Genomic DNA, 15,034 nt, shown 5'->3' with positions numbered 1-15,034 from the left:
GGCGGATCAGAACGCTGCAATGCCGGTGATGGCGCGGCCGAGAATGAGCGCGTGGACGTCGTGCGTACCCTCGTATGTATTGACCACCTCCAGGTTCACCAGATGCCGTGCAACACCAAATTCGTCACTGATCCCGTTGCCGCCCAGCATGTCGCGCGCAACACGGGCGATATCGAGCGCTTTGCCACATGAGTTGCGTTTCATGATCGACGTGATCTCGACGGCGGCCGTGCCCTCATCCTTCATGCGACCAAGGCGCAAACACCCCTGTAGACCAAGCGTGATTTCCGTCTGCATGTCGGCCAGCTTCTTCTGGATCAACTGGTTCGCCGCGAGCGGCTTGCCGAACTGCTTGCGATCGAGAACGTACTGGCGCGCGCGATGCCAGCAGTCTTCAGCCGCGCCCAACGCGCCCCAGGCGATCCCATAGCGTGCACTGTTCAGGCAGGTGAACGGGCCCTTCAAACCACGGATGTCCGGGAACGCATTCTCTTCCGGGCAGAACACATCATCCATCACAATCTCACCGGTAATCGACGCACGCAAGCCGACCTTGCCGTGGATCGCAGGTGCCGAAAGTCCCTTCCATCCCTTCTCGAGCACAAATCCCCGGATCGCGCCTTCGTCGTCCTTGGCCCAGACGACGAACACATCGGCGATGGGACTGTTCGTGATCCACATCTTGCTGCCCGTCAGCAGATAGCCACCGTCGACCTTCTTTGCACGTGTGATCATGCTGCCTGGATCGGAACCGTGATTCGGCTCGGTCAAGCCGAAGCATCCGATCCATTCGCCTCTCGCCAGCCTGGGTAGATACTTCTGCCGGGTGGCTTCACTGCCGAACTCGTTGATGGGCACCATGACGAGCGACGACTGCACGCTCATCATCGAGCGGTAGCCGGAATCGACCCGCTCCACTTCGCGCGCGACGAGCCCATAGCAAACATAGTTGAGACCAGCGCCACCGTAGGTTTCGGGAATCGTCGCGCCCAGCAGTCCAAGCTCGCCCATCTCGCGGAAGATGTCGGCGTCCGTATGTTCACGACGAAAGGCATCGAGCACACGCGGTGCGAGCCGTTCCTGACAATACGCATGGGCCGATTCGCGCACAAGGCGCTCCTCCTCCGTCAGCTGCTGATCCAGCAGCAGTGGATCGTCCCACTTAAACGACGGCGATTTGTGCTGTACGCTCATTTCATACTCAAAATAAAATTGGCATGAAGTGAATTTACAGCCACTTTTCCAGGGTCTCAAACGATTTGTTCGCACTGACCTGTGCGAAAATCGCACACGTCAATCCACGACAATGCGAGTCACAAGCATGCGCAGAAAAATTCCTTCGACGGCAGCGCTATCTGCATTCGAGACGGCCGCTCGCCATCAGAGTTTCACCAAGGCGGCAGACGAACTGGCCGTGACACAAAGCGCGATATGCCGTCAGATCGGCTCGCTGGAGGAATTCCTGGGTGTGAAACTGTTTCGACGCGACCGGCGCGGAGTCAGCCTCACCGAGGCCGGAGTTGTCTATAGCCGCAAGGTTGCGTCGCGCCTGGATGACGTGGAGAGGGACACACTGGAGCTCATGGCCAAGGGCGGCCATGGCGGTTCGCTCGAACTGGCTGTCGTCCCGACGTTCGCGACAAAGTGGCTGTTACCCCGAATACCCGACTTCATCGGCGAGTATCCGGACGTTACCGTCAATCTCACGGTTCGCACGCGCCCGTTCCTGTTCGACGACACAGATTTCGACGCGGCGATTCACGCTGGAGCAGCGATATGGCCAGGAACGGAAGGCACCTTCCTGATGCGCGAAAGGCTGATCGCCGTATGCAGCCCAAAACTGCTTGCACCACGCACCAGGCTCGCAACGGCGGACTGGCGGCGTTACCCGCTCCTGCAACAGAGCACGCGTCCATATGCGTGGCGTGACTGGTTTGCTTCGCACAACATGCAGGTCGAAGGAGATATGTCGGGTCCGAGGTTCGAACTGTTTTCGATGCTCGCCGAAGCAGCGATTCACGGTATTGGGATCGCCCTCATCCCTCGCCTGCTTATCGAAGACGAACTGCAGCGCGGCGTGTTGATCCAGGCGGCGGCCCACGAGCATCTGAGCAATCAGGCCTACTACCTCATCTATCCCGAGCGCAAGGCCGACAACGCGGCGTTGAAGGTGTTTCGCGACTGGATCACCACTCAGGCAGAGCAGTACCGGAAACCAATGGGGCTTGAGTGACCGTGCTTGCGTCAGGTGGTTCTGCTGGGGGGGTGTCCGCGACGGGTAGCCCATTCGAGGAAGCCACCCGCCCGCAGCGCAGCACTCAGAACTTCACGCGCAACCCCGCGCTTGTGAGGAACTGTTTGCTGGTCGACGAAGGGCCGCCGCTGCCACCAATGAACGCGCCACTGAAAATCGTTCCCGCCGCCCCTGTCACATGCTGATATTCAGCCATCAGATAGACATCGGTACGTTTGGACAGTGAGTAGGATGTCATCAGGTTGAACTGGTTCCAGCGCGGCTTCGCGTGCATGGACGCATTCGAATACGATCCATCCGTAAATGTGTACGATGCCGCCACCACCCACGCCGGGGTAAGCAGATAGCGAATGTTCGCTTCGTAGTTGTCGAAGCTCAGGTCGGTGGGCGATCCGGTGGGCGCCGGCGCAAGCGTGCTGCCGCGATACACGGCTGTCGTATCGTCAAAGCGCGAGTGACTCCACACCAGCCCCAACGTCGCCGGACCGATCACATACGCGGCGCCGACACCCCACACCTGCTGGCGTGCCGCGTGAAACGTCGCATCGCCCGAAGTCGATGAACCGTCGAGTGCTCCGGTTGCACCATCTCCCGGGTTGTCGATGCGCATATACGCTGCGCTCAGGGTGAAAGGGCCGTGGTTGTAGGTCGCCCCCGCACTGAACGCGCGATTGTCCGCAAAATCGCCCGCCTTGTTCGAGAACGCGTACAACCCGCCGAACTTCAACCCGTTGATATCGGGGCTCGCGTATTTGACGGCATTGTCGAGTCTGAAGAAGTCGCCGAAGTTATCGTTGTCCATCGGATGCATGAATTCGAGACCGCCAACGAAGCTCTGCGCGAGACTTCTCGGAGCAAGATAGTCCACCCCCGAGTCATATTGACGGCCAAGCGTGACCGCGCCGTAGGTACTCGACATGCCAACCCACGCTTGCCTGCCGAACAGGCGCCCCCCCTGCTGAAGACCTCCGTTGGTTCCCGTAAAGCCGTTTTCGAGTTTGAAGATCGCTTGCAGGCCACCGCCCAGATCCTCGCTACCCGTCACCCCCCACCGGTTGCCAACGATGTTTCCCGACGAAGCAAAGACATTGCTGTGACCCGCGCCGCTTGCCGTGCGCTGATTGCTGACGTACGACACGCCATTGTCGATCAGCCCATAGAGCGTGACGGAACTCTGTGCATGTGCTGCTACACCTATGCAGCCGCAAATTGCGGGTACAAGAAGCCTCTTCATTCGTTTGTCTCCTGCCAGTCGTGATATTTAGGTTGTTTTCCGGGGTGCTACACCTTCAAGGAGCGGCATCGAGCGCCGCACAGCCACGTCACATGATTTCAAACATGGAATTTTTTGGCACGTCGCTGTTTCCTTTCGTCGTTGTCGTACTAATCGTTCGCTGTTGATTGGCTGGAGCTCCCCAGCAGGCAATTCACGTCATGTGCAAATTTTTCCAACTTCAGCGCTAACGTTAGCACTGATGAGCGGAGTCTAGTTGCGGTTTTTTTATGTGTCAATCGGGTTTTCGAGCGCCTTTTCAAAGGGTTTACACGCAAATTCTTCATATGCAAGGCCGCTCTCCCGCACAATTGCCTGCTTGGAATCTTTAACATGTCGTGCTAACGTTATTGCAAACTTCGAGCGGTTTGTTCGTGGGCGCCCCTGTTTTTTGCCGACGCGAACGGCTGCAGTCAGTCGCATGTCCAACCAACATCAGGTTCAATTCCCATGAGCGATACCGTTTTCCTGACCGACTATGCGTGGCCCGACGACAGCGTCGAGCGAGATATCGTCGAATCCGCCGGCATGCAGCTGGTAAGCGGACCGGCCGCTCCGCTGCCCGCGTCTGAAATCGAAGCGATGGTGCGAGAACACCGCCCGTCTGCAATCCTCACCTGCTGGGCACCCGTGTCGGCCAACGCCGTCGAGGCCTCTGCGCGGCTGCAGATCGTTGCAAGGCTTGGCGTGGGGCTGGACAACATCGCTGTGGACGCTGCCACCGCGCGCGGCATTCTCGTCACGAACGTGCCGGACTACTGTGTCGAAGAAGTCTCCGATCACGCCGTCGGATTTGCGCTCGCATGGACACGCGGACTGGTCCTTTTCGATCGGGAGGTCCGCGCTGGGCACTGGTCTCCCGCCGATGCCAGACTGCGTCGGTTAGGCGCACTCACTTGCGGACTCGTCGGTTTCGGTCGCATTGCCCGCGCAACGGCCCGCAAGCTTGGCGCCTTCGGCTGCCAACTGCTCGCTCATGATCCATTTCTGCGCGATGACGTAGCGGGCGTGCAAGCCGTTGAACTCGATGAACTCCTGACGAATAGCGACATCGTGATCGTGCACGCTCCACTCACCAACGGCACCCGGCATCTGATCAACCGCGAGCGAATTGCGCGCATGCGGCGCGGCAGCCTGTTGATCAATGTGAGCCGTGGCGGCATCGTTGATACCGACGCCGTTATCCAAGCGCTACAGAACGGTCAACTGTCAGCGGCAGCGCTGGACGTACTCGAATCCGAGCCAGTCGTACCGGGCGAATTGCTGCGCGAGCGCGGCGCCATGTTGACGCCCCATGTCGCGTTTTCGTCTGACGCATCGTTGCTGGAGCTTCGTAGACGAGCGGCTGAGGAGGTGGTGCGGGTACTACGCGGCGAAGCACCACACAACCCATGCAATCTGTCGCCAGCGTAACCGCTTTCAACCGCCCTACTCCCAACAACTCATGATGATGCAATCGAATAGCCCTGACCCGCAGCTCAATGCGTTTCTCGTCGAGCACGGTCTCGCGCGCAAGGATGAGGCAGCCAGCTGGCACCCTCTCACTGGTGGCGTGTCGTCCGACATATGGCGTGTCGATCTCGCGACGCGCTCACTATGCGTCAAGCGCGCCCTGTCCACACTCAAGGTATCGGCATGCTGGGAAGCACCCGTGTCACGCAACGCCGATGAATGGGCCTGGATGGAGTTTGCTGCACAGCACTGTCCCGACAACGTGCCGACCCCTCTCGCACACGACGCGAAGCTCGGCGTGTTCGCGATGTCGTTTCTTGCGCCGGACGCGCATCCCGTCTGGAAGCAGCAATTGATGGATGGCCAGGTCGAGCCCCAGACAGCCCGCGCTGTCGGACGGCTCGTAGGCCGCCTGCACGCGGTCAGTGCCGACAATGGCGAACTGCGGGAGAGGTTCGACACGCTCGATAACTTTCAGGCACTGCGTCTCGATCCGTATCTGATCGCCGCATCGAAACGTCACCCAGCACTCGAATCGAGGCTCCAGTATCTGGCGCAGCGAACAGCGAGCATAAGAACTGCGCTCGTACACGGCGACGTGAGTCCCAAGAACATTCTTGTCGGTCCCAAAGGACCGGTATTGCTCGATGCCGAATGCGCGTGGTTTGGCGACCCGGCCTTCGACCTCGCATTCTGCCTGAACCATCTGCTGCTCAAATGTCTGGTTCGTCCTGGTCAGCGGGAAGCGCTGATCGCTTCGTTCAAGGCGCTGACGGAAGCCTATTTCGACGAAGCAGACTGGGAACTGCGCGCAACGCTCGAAGCACGAACCGCTGAATTGTTGCCTGCGTTGCTGCTCGCGCGTGTCGACGGCAAGTCGCCGGTGGAATATCTGACCGACGAGGCGCAACGCAATCACGTTCGAGCGGTGGCCACCCGGTTGCTGCTGCAGCCGGCCGGCTATCTGTATCAGGTGGCAGAGGCATTCGAGGAACAGATTCAGTCTCGACCGGCTTGAACCGTAGCAGGAACACCCTCGTACACGCTGACACCGATACACTCGAAAGCGTCATCGAGGACGGCGGCAAACAATAAAGAACAGGAGACAGGCAACGATGCGGCCAGAGCGGAGCGCCACCGACGTTGAATACGTGCTCGATGAATCCGTTGCAATGATTTCAAAAGGCGATCTCGAGGGCAAGATTACCTACGTCAATCGGGATTTTGTCGAGGTCAGCGGATACACCGAGGACGAAGTGCTTGGCGCGCCGCAAAGCATCCTGGCCGATGGGGAAACACCCAGTCAGGTATTCGAGGACTTCCTTCGGACAGTCAAAGGAAACAAGACCTGGACTGGCGTAACCAAAGGCCGCCGGAAGAACGGCGACTACTTCTGGGTTCACATGACGGCAGCCCCGATTTTCAGGGAGCGCGAGATTGTCGGGTTCATCACGATACGATGCAAGGCAACACCCGACACGATCCGCGAAGCCGAGCAGGCATATGCGGCGATGCATGGCGGGCGCAAAGACCTTGAGCTGAATGAAGGGCGGATCGTGAAACGCCCGGTCTTTCGGGTATTTCGGACTATCACACACCTCTCGTTCGCCGCGCGGATGAACGCACTGTCAGCGCTTGCCACCTCGATCTTCGCAGCGAACCTCGCAGCATTCGCTTTCGACAGCGGCCCGCCTCGCGTCTGGCAGTTCGCATCGTGTGCGATCGGCATGGCCCTCTGCCTGATTTCACCTGCCCTGCTGCAGCGCGGAATCACGAATCCGCTGGCGCAACTGAATCGTTATATCAACGACATGGGCGAAGGCAACCTGTCCAATGCGATCGAAACCCATCGCGACGGCGAAATCGCTCAGGTACTACACGCGTTACGCATTCTTCAGATCAACCTGAAGCTTCTCGTGTCGCAGATCCAGGAAACCACGGACCTCGTCAACGACGGTGCCACGACGATCGCCACGGGCAACGCAGATCTGTTTGCGCGCACCGAGGCACAAGCCGCTTCGCTCGAGCAGATTGCCGCATCCATGCGCGAACTGATCGATACGGTAACGGCCAACGCGGAGAACGCGCGGCAGGCGAACGCGCTATCGACGGCTACGTCCGAGATTGCCGGCGACGGCAGGCGGGCCGTCAGCGAGGTCATCGGCACAATGCGATCGATCAAGGACAGTTCCTGCAAGATCGTGGACATCATCGGTGTGATCGATAGCATCGCGTTCCAGACCAATATTCTGGCGCTGAACGCGGCAGTGGAAGCCGCGCGCGCGGGGGAACAGGGGCGCGGATTTGCAGTCGTCGCCAGCGAGGTGCGCAATCTCGCGCGTCGTTCCGCGAACGCCGCCAAGGAAATCGCCACGCTCATCGGCGATTCTGTGGCCAGCGTCGAAACGGGTGGCAAGCTCGTCGACGATGCGAGCGGCACGATCACGGATATCGTCACATCGGTCGAACGCGTCATCGCGTTCATGGGCGATATCTCGATGGCAAGCCAGGAACAGAGCCTAGGAATAGGTCAGGTCAATGATGCAGTGAAGCAAATGGAAGCGATGACCATTCAGAACGCGCGTCTCGCAGAGCATGCCGAAAACGAGTCGCGCCTGATGCGCGCTCAGGCACTCAAGCTCGCAGAGCTTGTTGGGTCATTCCGGCTTTCGACCTCTGCCGGGCATGCGGTTGATGCGGTGAAGGGACGGTGGCGCAACCCGCAAATCGCGGGGCGCGCCCGATCGGCGTGATACAGAACACCCCAACGCCCTGCCGTACCTCCCGGCTTGCTAACGTTTGCCTTTTTAGAGCGGTCGCGAGCTGATCATTTAGGCACGGTACGGATCGATTCGTCGTAAAACTTCCGTAAATCCGCTATTGACAAGGGAGATCGCCGTTTGCCACAATCTATGCGAACGTTAGCAAAGCAGGAGCATAGTGAAGCCTGCAAATGCCGCGCGACTCCGGTTCGACTTTGTGGGGAGACACTGAGAATGGCATCTGATACTTCAATCCCAGGCGAGGTGCCGGTAGCGCTTCGCCGCGTCGTCACCGGTCACGACACGAGCGGTGCCTCGACAGTCGCCCTCGATTCGCCACCTCCGCGCTCCGACGCGTACCGGCATATCCCCGGCATGGTGTCCCGTCTGGTCTGGTCGACGGAACCGGCGCAGGCCATTCCTTTTGATGGCACGGACCCGACCTCGAGTGTCTCGAGCTTCGTCCCCACGGTTTCGGGCACGCGCTTTCTCGTGGTGACATTCCCGCCCGACAGCGTGTTTTTTGCACCCGGCTTCGATGGCCACGCCGCAGTCGCCGAAAACTTCGCGATCAGTCCGGGACTCGCTGAACTCTTCGAAGCGGACGGTATGCATGCCACGCCAACCATCGACTACGGCATCGTGCTCGAAGGTGAAATCTGGCTTGAACTCGACGAGGGGCGTGCGGAACTGCTTCGCAAACATGACGTAGTGGTGCAGAACGGAACCCGCCATGCGTGGCGAAACAGGAGCGACCGCCCCACAACACTGGCCTTCGTGCTGATCGGAGCGCGCAGGAGCGAATGAACACCATACGCATGGGTTACCGGGCCGCAATCCTCGGGCTCGACCATTCCACCATCCCGCGCTGCACTGACAGCTATCACCTGAATAGACGAGGTAGACAATCCATATGACTGATTCAACGATCGCCCAAGTACACGGCCGACGCGTCTGGGACTCGCGCGGCCGGCCGACGGTAGAAGTCGAGGTCACGTTGCACAGCGGCATGAGCGGTCGCGCCATCGCGCCGGCTGGCGCTTCGACCGGCAGCGGAGAGGCACTGGATCTGCGCGACGGCGGCACCGCGTTCGGCGGTCTCGACGTGACTAACGCGCTGTCGAATGTCAACGGCGAGATCGCGAGAGCGCTCGAAGGACGCGATGCACGCGATCAGGCTGCCATCGACGCCAGTCTGGTTGCCCTGGACGGGACGCCCAACCGCAGCCGTCTTGGGGGCAATGCGATCGTCGCGACCTCGATGGCTGTCCTGCATGCTGCCGCTGCAGCCAGCAGGCAGCCGTTATGGCGCTATCTCGCCGGCAACCGCCCCGTGCGTCTGCCGCTGCCGGAGATTCAGATCTTCGGGGGCGGCGCGCACGCGGCGCGCCGTGTCGATGTGCAGGACTTCATGATCATGTGTCCCGCTGCTGGCAGCTTCACCGAAGCGCTGGAGTGGACGGCGGAGGTATACCGGGCAGCCGGTTCATTGATGAAGGATGCGGGCAAGCTTCAGGGCGTGGCGGACGAAGGCGGCTACTGGCCCGCGTTCGATTGCAATGAAGACGCCCTTGACACGCTGATGCGGGCCATCGCCGATACGGGACTGCAACCCGGCAAGCAGGTCGGCATCTCGCTCGATATCGCCGCGTCTGAATTCGGACGTGATGGACACTACACGCTCGCGCTCGATGGCCGGACGCTCGGCACGGATCAGATGATCGACATGCTGGGGCGCTGGCTGGACACTTACCCGATCCTGTCGATTGAAGATCCGCTTGCGGAAGACGACCTGGAAGGCTTCCGGCACTTCTCGCAATCATATGGTTCGCGTTGCCAGATCATCGGCGACGACTTTCTTGTAACCAATGCGGACCGGGTCAAAGCCGCGGCATCGCAAGGTACGTTGAATGCCGTGCTCATCAAGCCCAATCAGGCAGGCACGGTAACGGAAGCCCATGAGGCCCTGCAGGCCGGCAAGACGGCAGGATTCGGCACGATCGTATCTGCACGTTCCGGCGAAACCGAAGACGTCACCATCGCTCATCTGTCCGTCGGCTGGGACGCGGGACAGCTCAAGGTCGGTTCGTTTTCGCGCTCCGAACGGATGGCCAAATGGAACGAAGTATTGCGAATCGAGGAAGCGCTGGGACCGCAAGCTCGCTTCTGCGGATGGTCCGCCCTGCCTTTCACTGACCGCCCACTCTAAATCGTGATCGTGTCGTCGCAAAAAGGATATCGAATGCGTTTCCCCGAGCAAGACCTGACTACATCTGCCTGTCGACGCGGTACGTCTCGCAACATCCGCATCGTCATGCCGGCTAGCTCGCCATCAACAATCGAGAGGTAATCATGCTGCCCGCCGTCAACCATCGGCCGCCCTTCAATATCACGCGCGCCAGCCACATCGTACTGAACGTTTCCGACCTGGCGAAAAGCCGGGCGTTCTATGTCGACATCGTCGGCCTGGTCGTGACGGAAGAAACAGCCGACACGTGCTATCTGCGTGGCCTGTCCGAAGCGTGCCACCACAGCCTGGTTCTGGTGCAGGCCGACAAGGGCGCCCCCGTCTGCAAGCGCATTGGTTTTCGCGTTTTCCTCGAAGAAGACCTCGACCTCGCCCACCAGTTCTTCACGGAAGAAGGCCTTCCCGCCGAATGGGTCGAAGTCGCGCATCAGGGAAGAACGCTGCACGTGTCCGACCCATTCGGCACGAAGATAGAATTGTGCGCGCAAATGGAGACGAGCCCTCGCCTCTATCTCGAACGCAACCTGTTCAAGGGCGCGCACGCACAGCGGATCGATCACTTCCAGATCTTCTCGCCGGACACCTACCAGTCCTGTGTGTTTTACAGCAGACTCGGCTTTCGCAACTCCGAATATCTCGCACACGGAGACCGGCTGCTCGGCGCGTTCATGTATCGCAAAGGGACATGCCTCGATCTGGCTATCGTCGAAAACGACGGACCATGCATGCATCACTTCGCGTACATCGTGCCCGAATCGCACAACATCTTCACCGCGTGTGACCTCGCAGGCATTTATGGCTATTCGCACGAAGTAGAACGCGGGCCGGGCCGCCACGGCCCCGGCGGCATGTTGTTTGTTTATCTGCGCGACCCGGATGGCCATCGCATCGAACTGTGTGACGGCCATTACCAGACCATCGACATCGAGATTGAACCAGTCCGCTGGGATGCCGCTTCGCTCAGTACGAGCGTGCGCTGGGGTCTGCCGGCAGAACACCGCTGGTACTTCGAGGCCTCGCGGTTCGAAGGCTCAGAACTGCTCGAGACAGCCAACAAACCGCGCCCCACTACGCTCGAGACCTACATTCAAAACCGGCTTGCAGAGAGCTGATAACGGAAGGAATAAAGAATATGGCACGCGTCAAATATCTTCAGCGCTCCGACGTCGAAGGCGTCAACGACGCCCTTTTCGACCGGCTCGAACGCGAACGCAAGGTACCCACTGCGAACATCTTCCGGGCGCTCGCGCATGCGCCGGACATTCTCGACCAGTTCCTGTCGTATGCGAACGCGATCCGGGCGTCGTCGATCAGCCCGAAGTTGCGTGAACTCGCGATCCTGACGGTGGGACATTGCACCGGCTCCGAATACGAAATTGCCCATCATCAGTCGCACGGCCTGAAGGCCGGCATCAGCCCCGAGCAACTGAAGGCCATCCCGGACTTCGAAACGTCGGCCCTCTTCAACGAAGAGGAACGTGCAGTCATGGCGGTCGCCAGGGAGTCGACGCTCAAGGTCGCGGTGAGCGACAAAACCTGGAACAGGGTCGTGCCGTTCCTGAACGATCAGCAACGGGTCGAGCTGGCACTGAACATTGCCTGGTACAACTCCGGCGTGCGCATCATGGGCGCGCTCGGGATCGAACTCGAGGAGAGCTATCGCTGATGGATCATCAGTCCAGATCGGGGACAGCGATCCGGATTGACTTCGACAAACAGGCTGGGCGGATACCACCTGGCCGCTGGCAAATGCAATGCGTAGTACTTCCGTCGGTACATGGCGGGTAACGCGGAAGTTATCACCCAGAAAGAGGAATGTATGGAACGAACGATGGTTGCAGCACGGCTGCATGCTCTCCACACCCCGATGACGCTCGATACGATCCCGGTGCCGAAGCCGAGACCGACTGATGTTCTTGTACGGGTCAAGGCGTGCGGCATCGTGCCGAATATGGCGAACGTGATCAACAACTGGCCGACCTGGTTTCCGCATCAGCCGCTGCCGAAATTTCCCGCCATCTTCGGCCTTGATCCCGCAGGGGTCGTAGAAGAAGTCGGCGAAGCAGTCCTCAACGTCAAGCCGGGTGACCGCGTCTATGTGAGCCCATTGCGTTCGTGCGGGTCGTGCAAGGCATGTCGCGCCGGCCGACGCAGTGAATGCCGCTACTACACGCTGAACGGTTACTTCAGTACGAGTCGCGACGGCCAACGCATCTTTGATCTTTACCCGTATGGCGGCTTCAGTGAGTACATGACAGCCCCCGAGTACGCTATCGTCAATCTCCCCGATAACATGACCTTTGAACAGGCCGGCCGATTCGGGTACATGGGCACGTCTTACGGCGCACTGAAAAACGCCGCTGCCGGTCCGGGCCAGGTTGCCCTGATTGACGGAATCACTGGGACGCTCGGCGTGGCTGCAACGGTGCTCGGGCTCGCCATGGGCCTGTCGCGCATTCTCGGCACGGGGCGCGACGAGGCGCTGCTCAAACGCGTCAAGGCGCTTGCACCAGACCGCATCGAAGTGATGCAACTCGGCGAGGGCTCGACGGGCGAGTGGGCGAAGTCGCTGACGGGCGGTGAAGGCGCCGACTTTGTGATCAGCGCTCTCGGTGCAAAGGCACCTGCCGCGACGATGCTGGATTCAATGAAGGGCGTTCGACGCGGTGGCAAGGTAGTCAACGTGGGAGGCGTGGCTGAAGACCTGCCGATCGACGTGAAGTGGCTCATGGATGAACAGGTGCAGATCATCGGTTCAAACTGGTTCACGACTGCGCAGGGGCAGGAAATGGCCGACATGGTAAGTACCGGGGCCATCGACCTGTCGTATCTCGAACATCGCAAGTTCCCGCTTGAACGTGTCAACGAAGCCATCTCCGGGTTGAAGGACCGCGACGGAGGATTTAGCAACTATGTCGTGCTTCCCTGACTAGCATTGCTGTGCGACCGGGAAGGCAACTGCATCGCAGATGCTTTCCGGTCCATGCAGGATTGCCTCACGGCCAGCTCTTTCGCTGGCCGTGATGAGCCACGCCCAACGACGCGTTGATCGCCAATCGCAGTTGCTCTCGCTCTATTTGATTAGCATGTCAAATCATATTTTAATTCACGATTTATTTGTCAATTAGCGTATTCCCTAGAGCATCTCGGCGACATATAATCGACTCGATGGTTGCAGTGCAACAATCAATCCAGTTGAACTAATCAATGTCAAGTCGAGGGTCTCTCCATGAAGATGCTTGTCAAAACCGTGTTTATCGTCGCCGCCATAACGCTTCCCGTCGTCTCGAATGCACAACAGACTACGCCCGTAACACGTGCACAGGTGGAATCGGAACTGGCACAACTGGAGAAAGCGGGCTATTCCATCGAAGGGAGTGACCTGGACTATCCGGGCACGCTCAAGGCGGCCGAAGCGAGGCTCGCAGCGCAACAGGATGAGAACGCGAGGCGTCGCGGGCTACAGACAGACTACGGCAGCAACTCGGGCGGCTCGTCAAACTCAGGCGCGCGGTGAGTATTGTGATTGACGCATCAGTTGCGCAGTGCTAACGTTAGCAAATCATCGCTTTTCATCTCGTAGATTCCATGAAGATCATCCGATATTCGATTGACGAAAATTGGCACTACGGCATCCTCCGGAGTGGTGGCGATATCGAAAGGCTCAAGAGATCGCCACTTGAAGGACTTCAGGTTGCTGGCTACATCGACAGCCTTGACTCAGTTCGCGTGTTGAGTCCGTTTTACCGGCCTCGAGTCTTCGGTCTTGGATACAACTACCGCGCGCACTCACAAGAGGTTGGCAAGAAAACGCCAACGCTCCCCGTGCTGTTCATGAAACCCAGCACCACGGTGATAGGCCACGAAGAAAGCATCGTGTATCCGTCCGACGGAGAGAACATTCATTTCGAAGGGGAACTCACGGTGATCATCGGCAAGGAAGCACGCAATGTTTCCGAAAGCGATGCGCTCGATTATGTATTCGGCTACACGTGCGGGAACGACGTAAGCGACCGGATATTGCAGCGCCGTGAGAGCGAGTTCGGCTGCCTCCTCGTCGGCAAAGGCTACGACACGTTCGCGCCCATTGGACCCGTGGTCGAGACGGAACTTGATCCGTCGAACCTGCATCTGATCACGCGCGTCAACGGCGAAGTGCGCCAGAACGGGAACACGGCCGACCTCGTGTATGGCGTGCCCGCGCTGATTGCCTACCTTAGCAAGTATATGACGCTGCTTCCGGGCGATCACATCATGACGGGTACGCCGGCGGGAGTCGGACCGATCAAGCCTGGCGATACCATAGAGGTCGAGATCGAAGGTATAGGAGTGCTGCGCAACAAGGTGATCACACAAGTCGGCGCAATGCCCTGAGCATTTTCTACCAGAGTAAGCACAACCGCGATGCAGCTCAATCTGGTCCCGATTACGAAAGCAATTCTTGGGGAATTTTTTCTGGCGATGTCTTTGCCAATAGTTGCCGTGAGCGACCGTTCTGAAACATTGCAGCTGGACGCGGGGCATGCGCAGACGAAGGAAAACCCATCTCCTTTGCGTGACTCTGCCCCGCTGGCGAATCCGGTTAAGATCAACGAGAACCGACATCGCTTTTGAACCGCTATCGGATGAAGACTGGAACCGTTTGGTTCATTTGTTTCCGATAAATAACGCTCGCCGATATGGTCGATACCCCCGGAATCCCCGTGATGTCCTGAACGCGATTTTGTGGGTTCTTACCCAGAACGAACGCTGGCATCACCTTCCTGCAGGGATGCCTCCTGCTCAAACGTGTTACATAAAGTATTTGCAGTGGCGTCGGCTAGGTATCGTCGCGAGGATTGCGGAAACGCTAGAAATCCACCTTGAATAACCCTCCCGAAAGCGTCTCTCAGGGGCCGATCTGGCGTGCTGATTGAGGTTTTGGGTAGTTTGGCTTACACCAGGTTATGGTAGATGCCAAAGTGGGCAAGACGTGGGGCGATGGCGCCGCACTGGCGGCAAGCCATTTCTGTCATCAGTGTGCCGGCAGATCGGCGTGCGGCCAC

Annotated in this window: 15 protein-coding genes; 13 read left to right on the top strand and 2 right to left on the bottom strand. The window is 59.1% G+C overall.

Annotation, left to right across the window (positions count from 1 at the left end; translation table 11 throughout):
- Window positions 1-6: 6 nt before the first annotated feature.
- Window positions 7-1,194 (bottom strand): acyl-CoA dehydrogenase, encoded by a 1,188-nt coding sequence (locus SB822_RS23350; RefSeq protein WP_007577934.1) that lies wholly within the window; start codon window positions 1,192-1,194, stop codon window positions 7-9.
- 127 nt (window positions 1,195-1,321) lie between these two features.
- Here SB822_RS23350 and SB822_RS23345 point away from each other — a divergent pair, with 127 nt between their 5' ends.
- The gene (locus SB822_RS23345) at window positions 1,322-2,233 is read left to right on the top strand and encodes a LysR family transcriptional regulator (RefSeq protein ID WP_007742689.1); all 912 of its coding nucleotides are present in this window, start codon (window positions 1,322-1,324) and stop codon (window positions 2,231-2,233) included.
- Window positions 2,234-2,318: 85 nt separating this feature from the next.
- Here the strand turns inward: SB822_RS23345 and SB822_RS23340 are convergent, their stop codons facing one another.
- Window positions 2,319-3,488, bottom strand: coding sequence for a porin (locus SB822_RS23340; protein ID WP_090838734.1), 1,170 nt, complete (start codon window positions 3,486-3,488; stop codon window positions 2,319-2,321).
- Between the two features lie 489 nt (window positions 3,489-3,977).
- Here SB822_RS23340 and SB822_RS23335 point away from each other — a divergent pair, with 489 nt between their 5' ends.
- The 12 genes from SB822_RS23335 to SB822_RS23280 all read left to right on the top strand — a co-directional run bounded on the left by SB822_RS23335 (window position 3,978) and on the right by SB822_RS23280 (window position 14,859).
- On the top strand, window positions 3,978-4,940 hold the full coding sequence (locus SB822_RS23335; protein WP_090838736.1) for a C-terminal binding protein: 963 nt from the start codon (window positions 3,978-3,980) through the stop codon (window positions 4,938-4,940).
- A 31-nt stretch (window positions 4,941-4,971) separates the two neighbouring features.
- A complete protein-coding gene (locus tag SB822_RS23330) occupies window positions 4,972-5,997 on the top strand; it encodes a phosphotransferase family protein (protein WP_090838738.1) in 1,026 nt (341 codons plus the stop codon).
- Between the two features lie 97 nt (window positions 5,998-6,094).
- Window positions 6,095-7,732 (top strand): methyl-accepting chemotaxis protein, encoded by a 1,638-nt coding sequence (locus SB822_RS23325; RefSeq protein WP_090838740.1) that lies wholly within the window; start codon window positions 6,095-6,097, stop codon window positions 7,730-7,732.
- A 243-nt stretch (window positions 7,733-7,975) separates the two neighbouring features.
- Entirely contained in the window at window positions 7,976-8,548 is a 573-nt protein-coding gene (locus SB822_RS23320; protein ID WP_090838742.1) for a cupin domain-containing protein, read from the top strand.
- 106 nt (window positions 8,549-8,654) lie between these two features.
- Entirely contained in the window at window positions 8,655-9,950 is a 1,296-nt protein-coding gene (gene eno / locus SB822_RS23315; RefSeq protein ID WP_007577920.1) for a phosphopyruvate hydratase, read from the top strand.
- A 143-nt stretch (window positions 9,951-10,093) separates the two neighbouring features.
- Window positions 10,094-11,101 (top strand): VOC family protein, encoded by a 1,008-nt coding sequence (locus SB822_RS23310; RefSeq protein WP_086909842.1) that lies wholly within the window; start codon window positions 10,094-10,096, stop codon window positions 11,099-11,101.
- A 20-nt stretch (window positions 11,102-11,121) separates the two neighbouring features.
- Window positions 11,122-11,655, top strand: coding sequence for a carboxymuconolactone decarboxylase family protein (locus tag SB822_RS23305; RefSeq protein WP_007742677.1), 534 nt, complete (start codon window positions 11,122-11,124; stop codon window positions 11,653-11,655).
- A 153-nt stretch (window positions 11,656-11,808) separates the two neighbouring features.
- Window positions 11,809-12,918 (top strand): alcohol dehydrogenase catalytic domain-containing protein, encoded by a 1,110-nt coding sequence (locus SB822_RS23300; protein ID WP_007577917.1) that lies wholly within the window; start codon window positions 11,809-11,811, stop codon window positions 12,916-12,918.
- 300 nt (window positions 12,919-13,218) lie between these two features.
- Entirely contained in the window at window positions 13,219-13,506 is a 288-nt protein-coding gene (locus SB822_RS23295) for a DUF4148 domain-containing protein (protein WP_007577916.1), read from the top strand.
- 71 nt (window positions 13,507-13,577) lie between these two features.
- Window positions 13,578-14,363, top strand: a complete 786-nt coding sequence (locus tag SB822_RS23290) for a fumarylacetoacetate hydrolase family protein (RefSeq protein WP_090838745.1) — start codon at window positions 13,578-13,580, stop codon at window positions 14,361-14,363.
- A 30-nt stretch (window positions 14,364-14,393) separates the two neighbouring features.
- Window positions 14,394-14,603: a hypothetical protein gene (locus tag SB822_RS23285; protein ID WP_167449572.1), complete on the top strand. Its 210-nt coding sequence runs from the start codon at window positions 14,394-14,396 to the stop codon at window positions 14,601-14,603.
- Entirely contained in the window at window positions 14,512-14,859 is a 348-nt protein-coding gene (locus tag SB822_RS23280) for a transposase (protein ID WP_407671755.1), read from the top strand. The genes SB822_RS23285 and SB822_RS23280 overlap by 92 nt, the downstream gene beginning before the upstream one ends.
- Window positions 14,860-15,034 lie beyond the last annotated feature (175 nt).

This window comes from Paraburkholderia sp. SIMBA_054, assembly GCF_046534875.1.
Taxonomy (GTDB): Bacteria; Pseudomonadota; Gammaproteobacteria; order Burkholderiales; family Burkholderiaceae; genus Paraburkholderia; species Paraburkholderia hospita.
The sequence above is the reverse complement of the archived record's forward strand: the minus strand, read 5'-3'. Positions and strand labels throughout refer to the sequence as shown.

Excerpts from the sequence above, each read along its gene's own strand:
- SB822_RS23350 (WP_007577934.1), bottom strand. The coding sequence starts at position 1,194 with ATGAGCGTACAGCACAAATCGCCGTCGTTTAAGTGGGACGATCCACTG.
- SB822_RS23345 (WP_007742689.1), top strand. The coding sequence starts at position 1,322 with ATGCGCAGAAAAATTCCTTCGACGGCAGCGCTATCTGCATTCGAGACG.
- SB822_RS23340 (WP_090838734.1), bottom strand. The coding sequence starts at position 3,488 with ATGAAGAGGCTTCTTGTACCCGCAATTTGCGGCTGCATAGGTGTAGCA.
- SB822_RS23335 (WP_090838736.1), top strand. The coding sequence starts at position 3,978 with ATGAGCGATACCGTTTTCCTGACCGACTATGCGTGGCCCGACGACAGC.
- SB822_RS23330 (WP_090838738.1), top strand. The coding sequence starts at position 4,972 with ATGATGATGCAATCGAATAGCCCTGACCCGCAGCTCAATGCGTTTCTC.
- SB822_RS23325 (WP_090838740.1), top strand. The coding sequence starts at position 6,095 with ATGCGGCCAGAGCGGAGCGCCACCGACGTTGAATACGTGCTCGATGAA.
- SB822_RS23320 (WP_090838742.1), top strand. The coding sequence starts at position 7,976 with ATGGCATCTGATACTTCAATCCCAGGCGAGGTGCCGGTAGCGCTTCGC.
- eno (WP_007577920.1), top strand. The coding sequence starts at position 8,655 with ATGACTGATTCAACGATCGCCCAAGTACACGGCCGACGCGTCTGGGAC.
- SB822_RS23310 (WP_086909842.1), top strand. The coding sequence starts at position 10,094 with ATGCTGCCCGCCGTCAACCATCGGCCGCCCTTCAATATCACGCGCGCC.
- SB822_RS23305 (WP_007742677.1), top strand. The coding sequence starts at position 11,122 with ATGGCACGCGTCAAATATCTTCAGCGCTCCGACGTCGAAGGCGTCAAC.
- SB822_RS23300 (WP_007577917.1), top strand. The coding sequence starts at position 11,809 with ATGGAACGAACGATGGTTGCAGCACGGCTGCATGCTCTCCACACCCCG.
- SB822_RS23295 (WP_007577916.1), top strand. The coding sequence starts at position 13,219 with ATGAAGATGCTTGTCAAAACCGTGTTTATCGTCGCCGCCATAACGCTT.
- SB822_RS23290 (WP_090838745.1), top strand. The coding sequence starts at position 13,578 with ATGAAGATCATCCGATATTCGATTGACGAAAATTGGCACTACGGCATC.
- SB822_RS23285 (WP_167449572.1), top strand. The coding sequence starts at position 14,394 with ATGCAGCTCAATCTGGTCCCGATTACGAAAGCAATTCTTGGGGAATTT.
- SB822_RS23280 (WP_407671755.1), top strand. The coding sequence starts at position 14,512 with ATGCGCAGACGAAGGAAAACCCATCTCCTTTGCGTGACTCTGCCCCGC.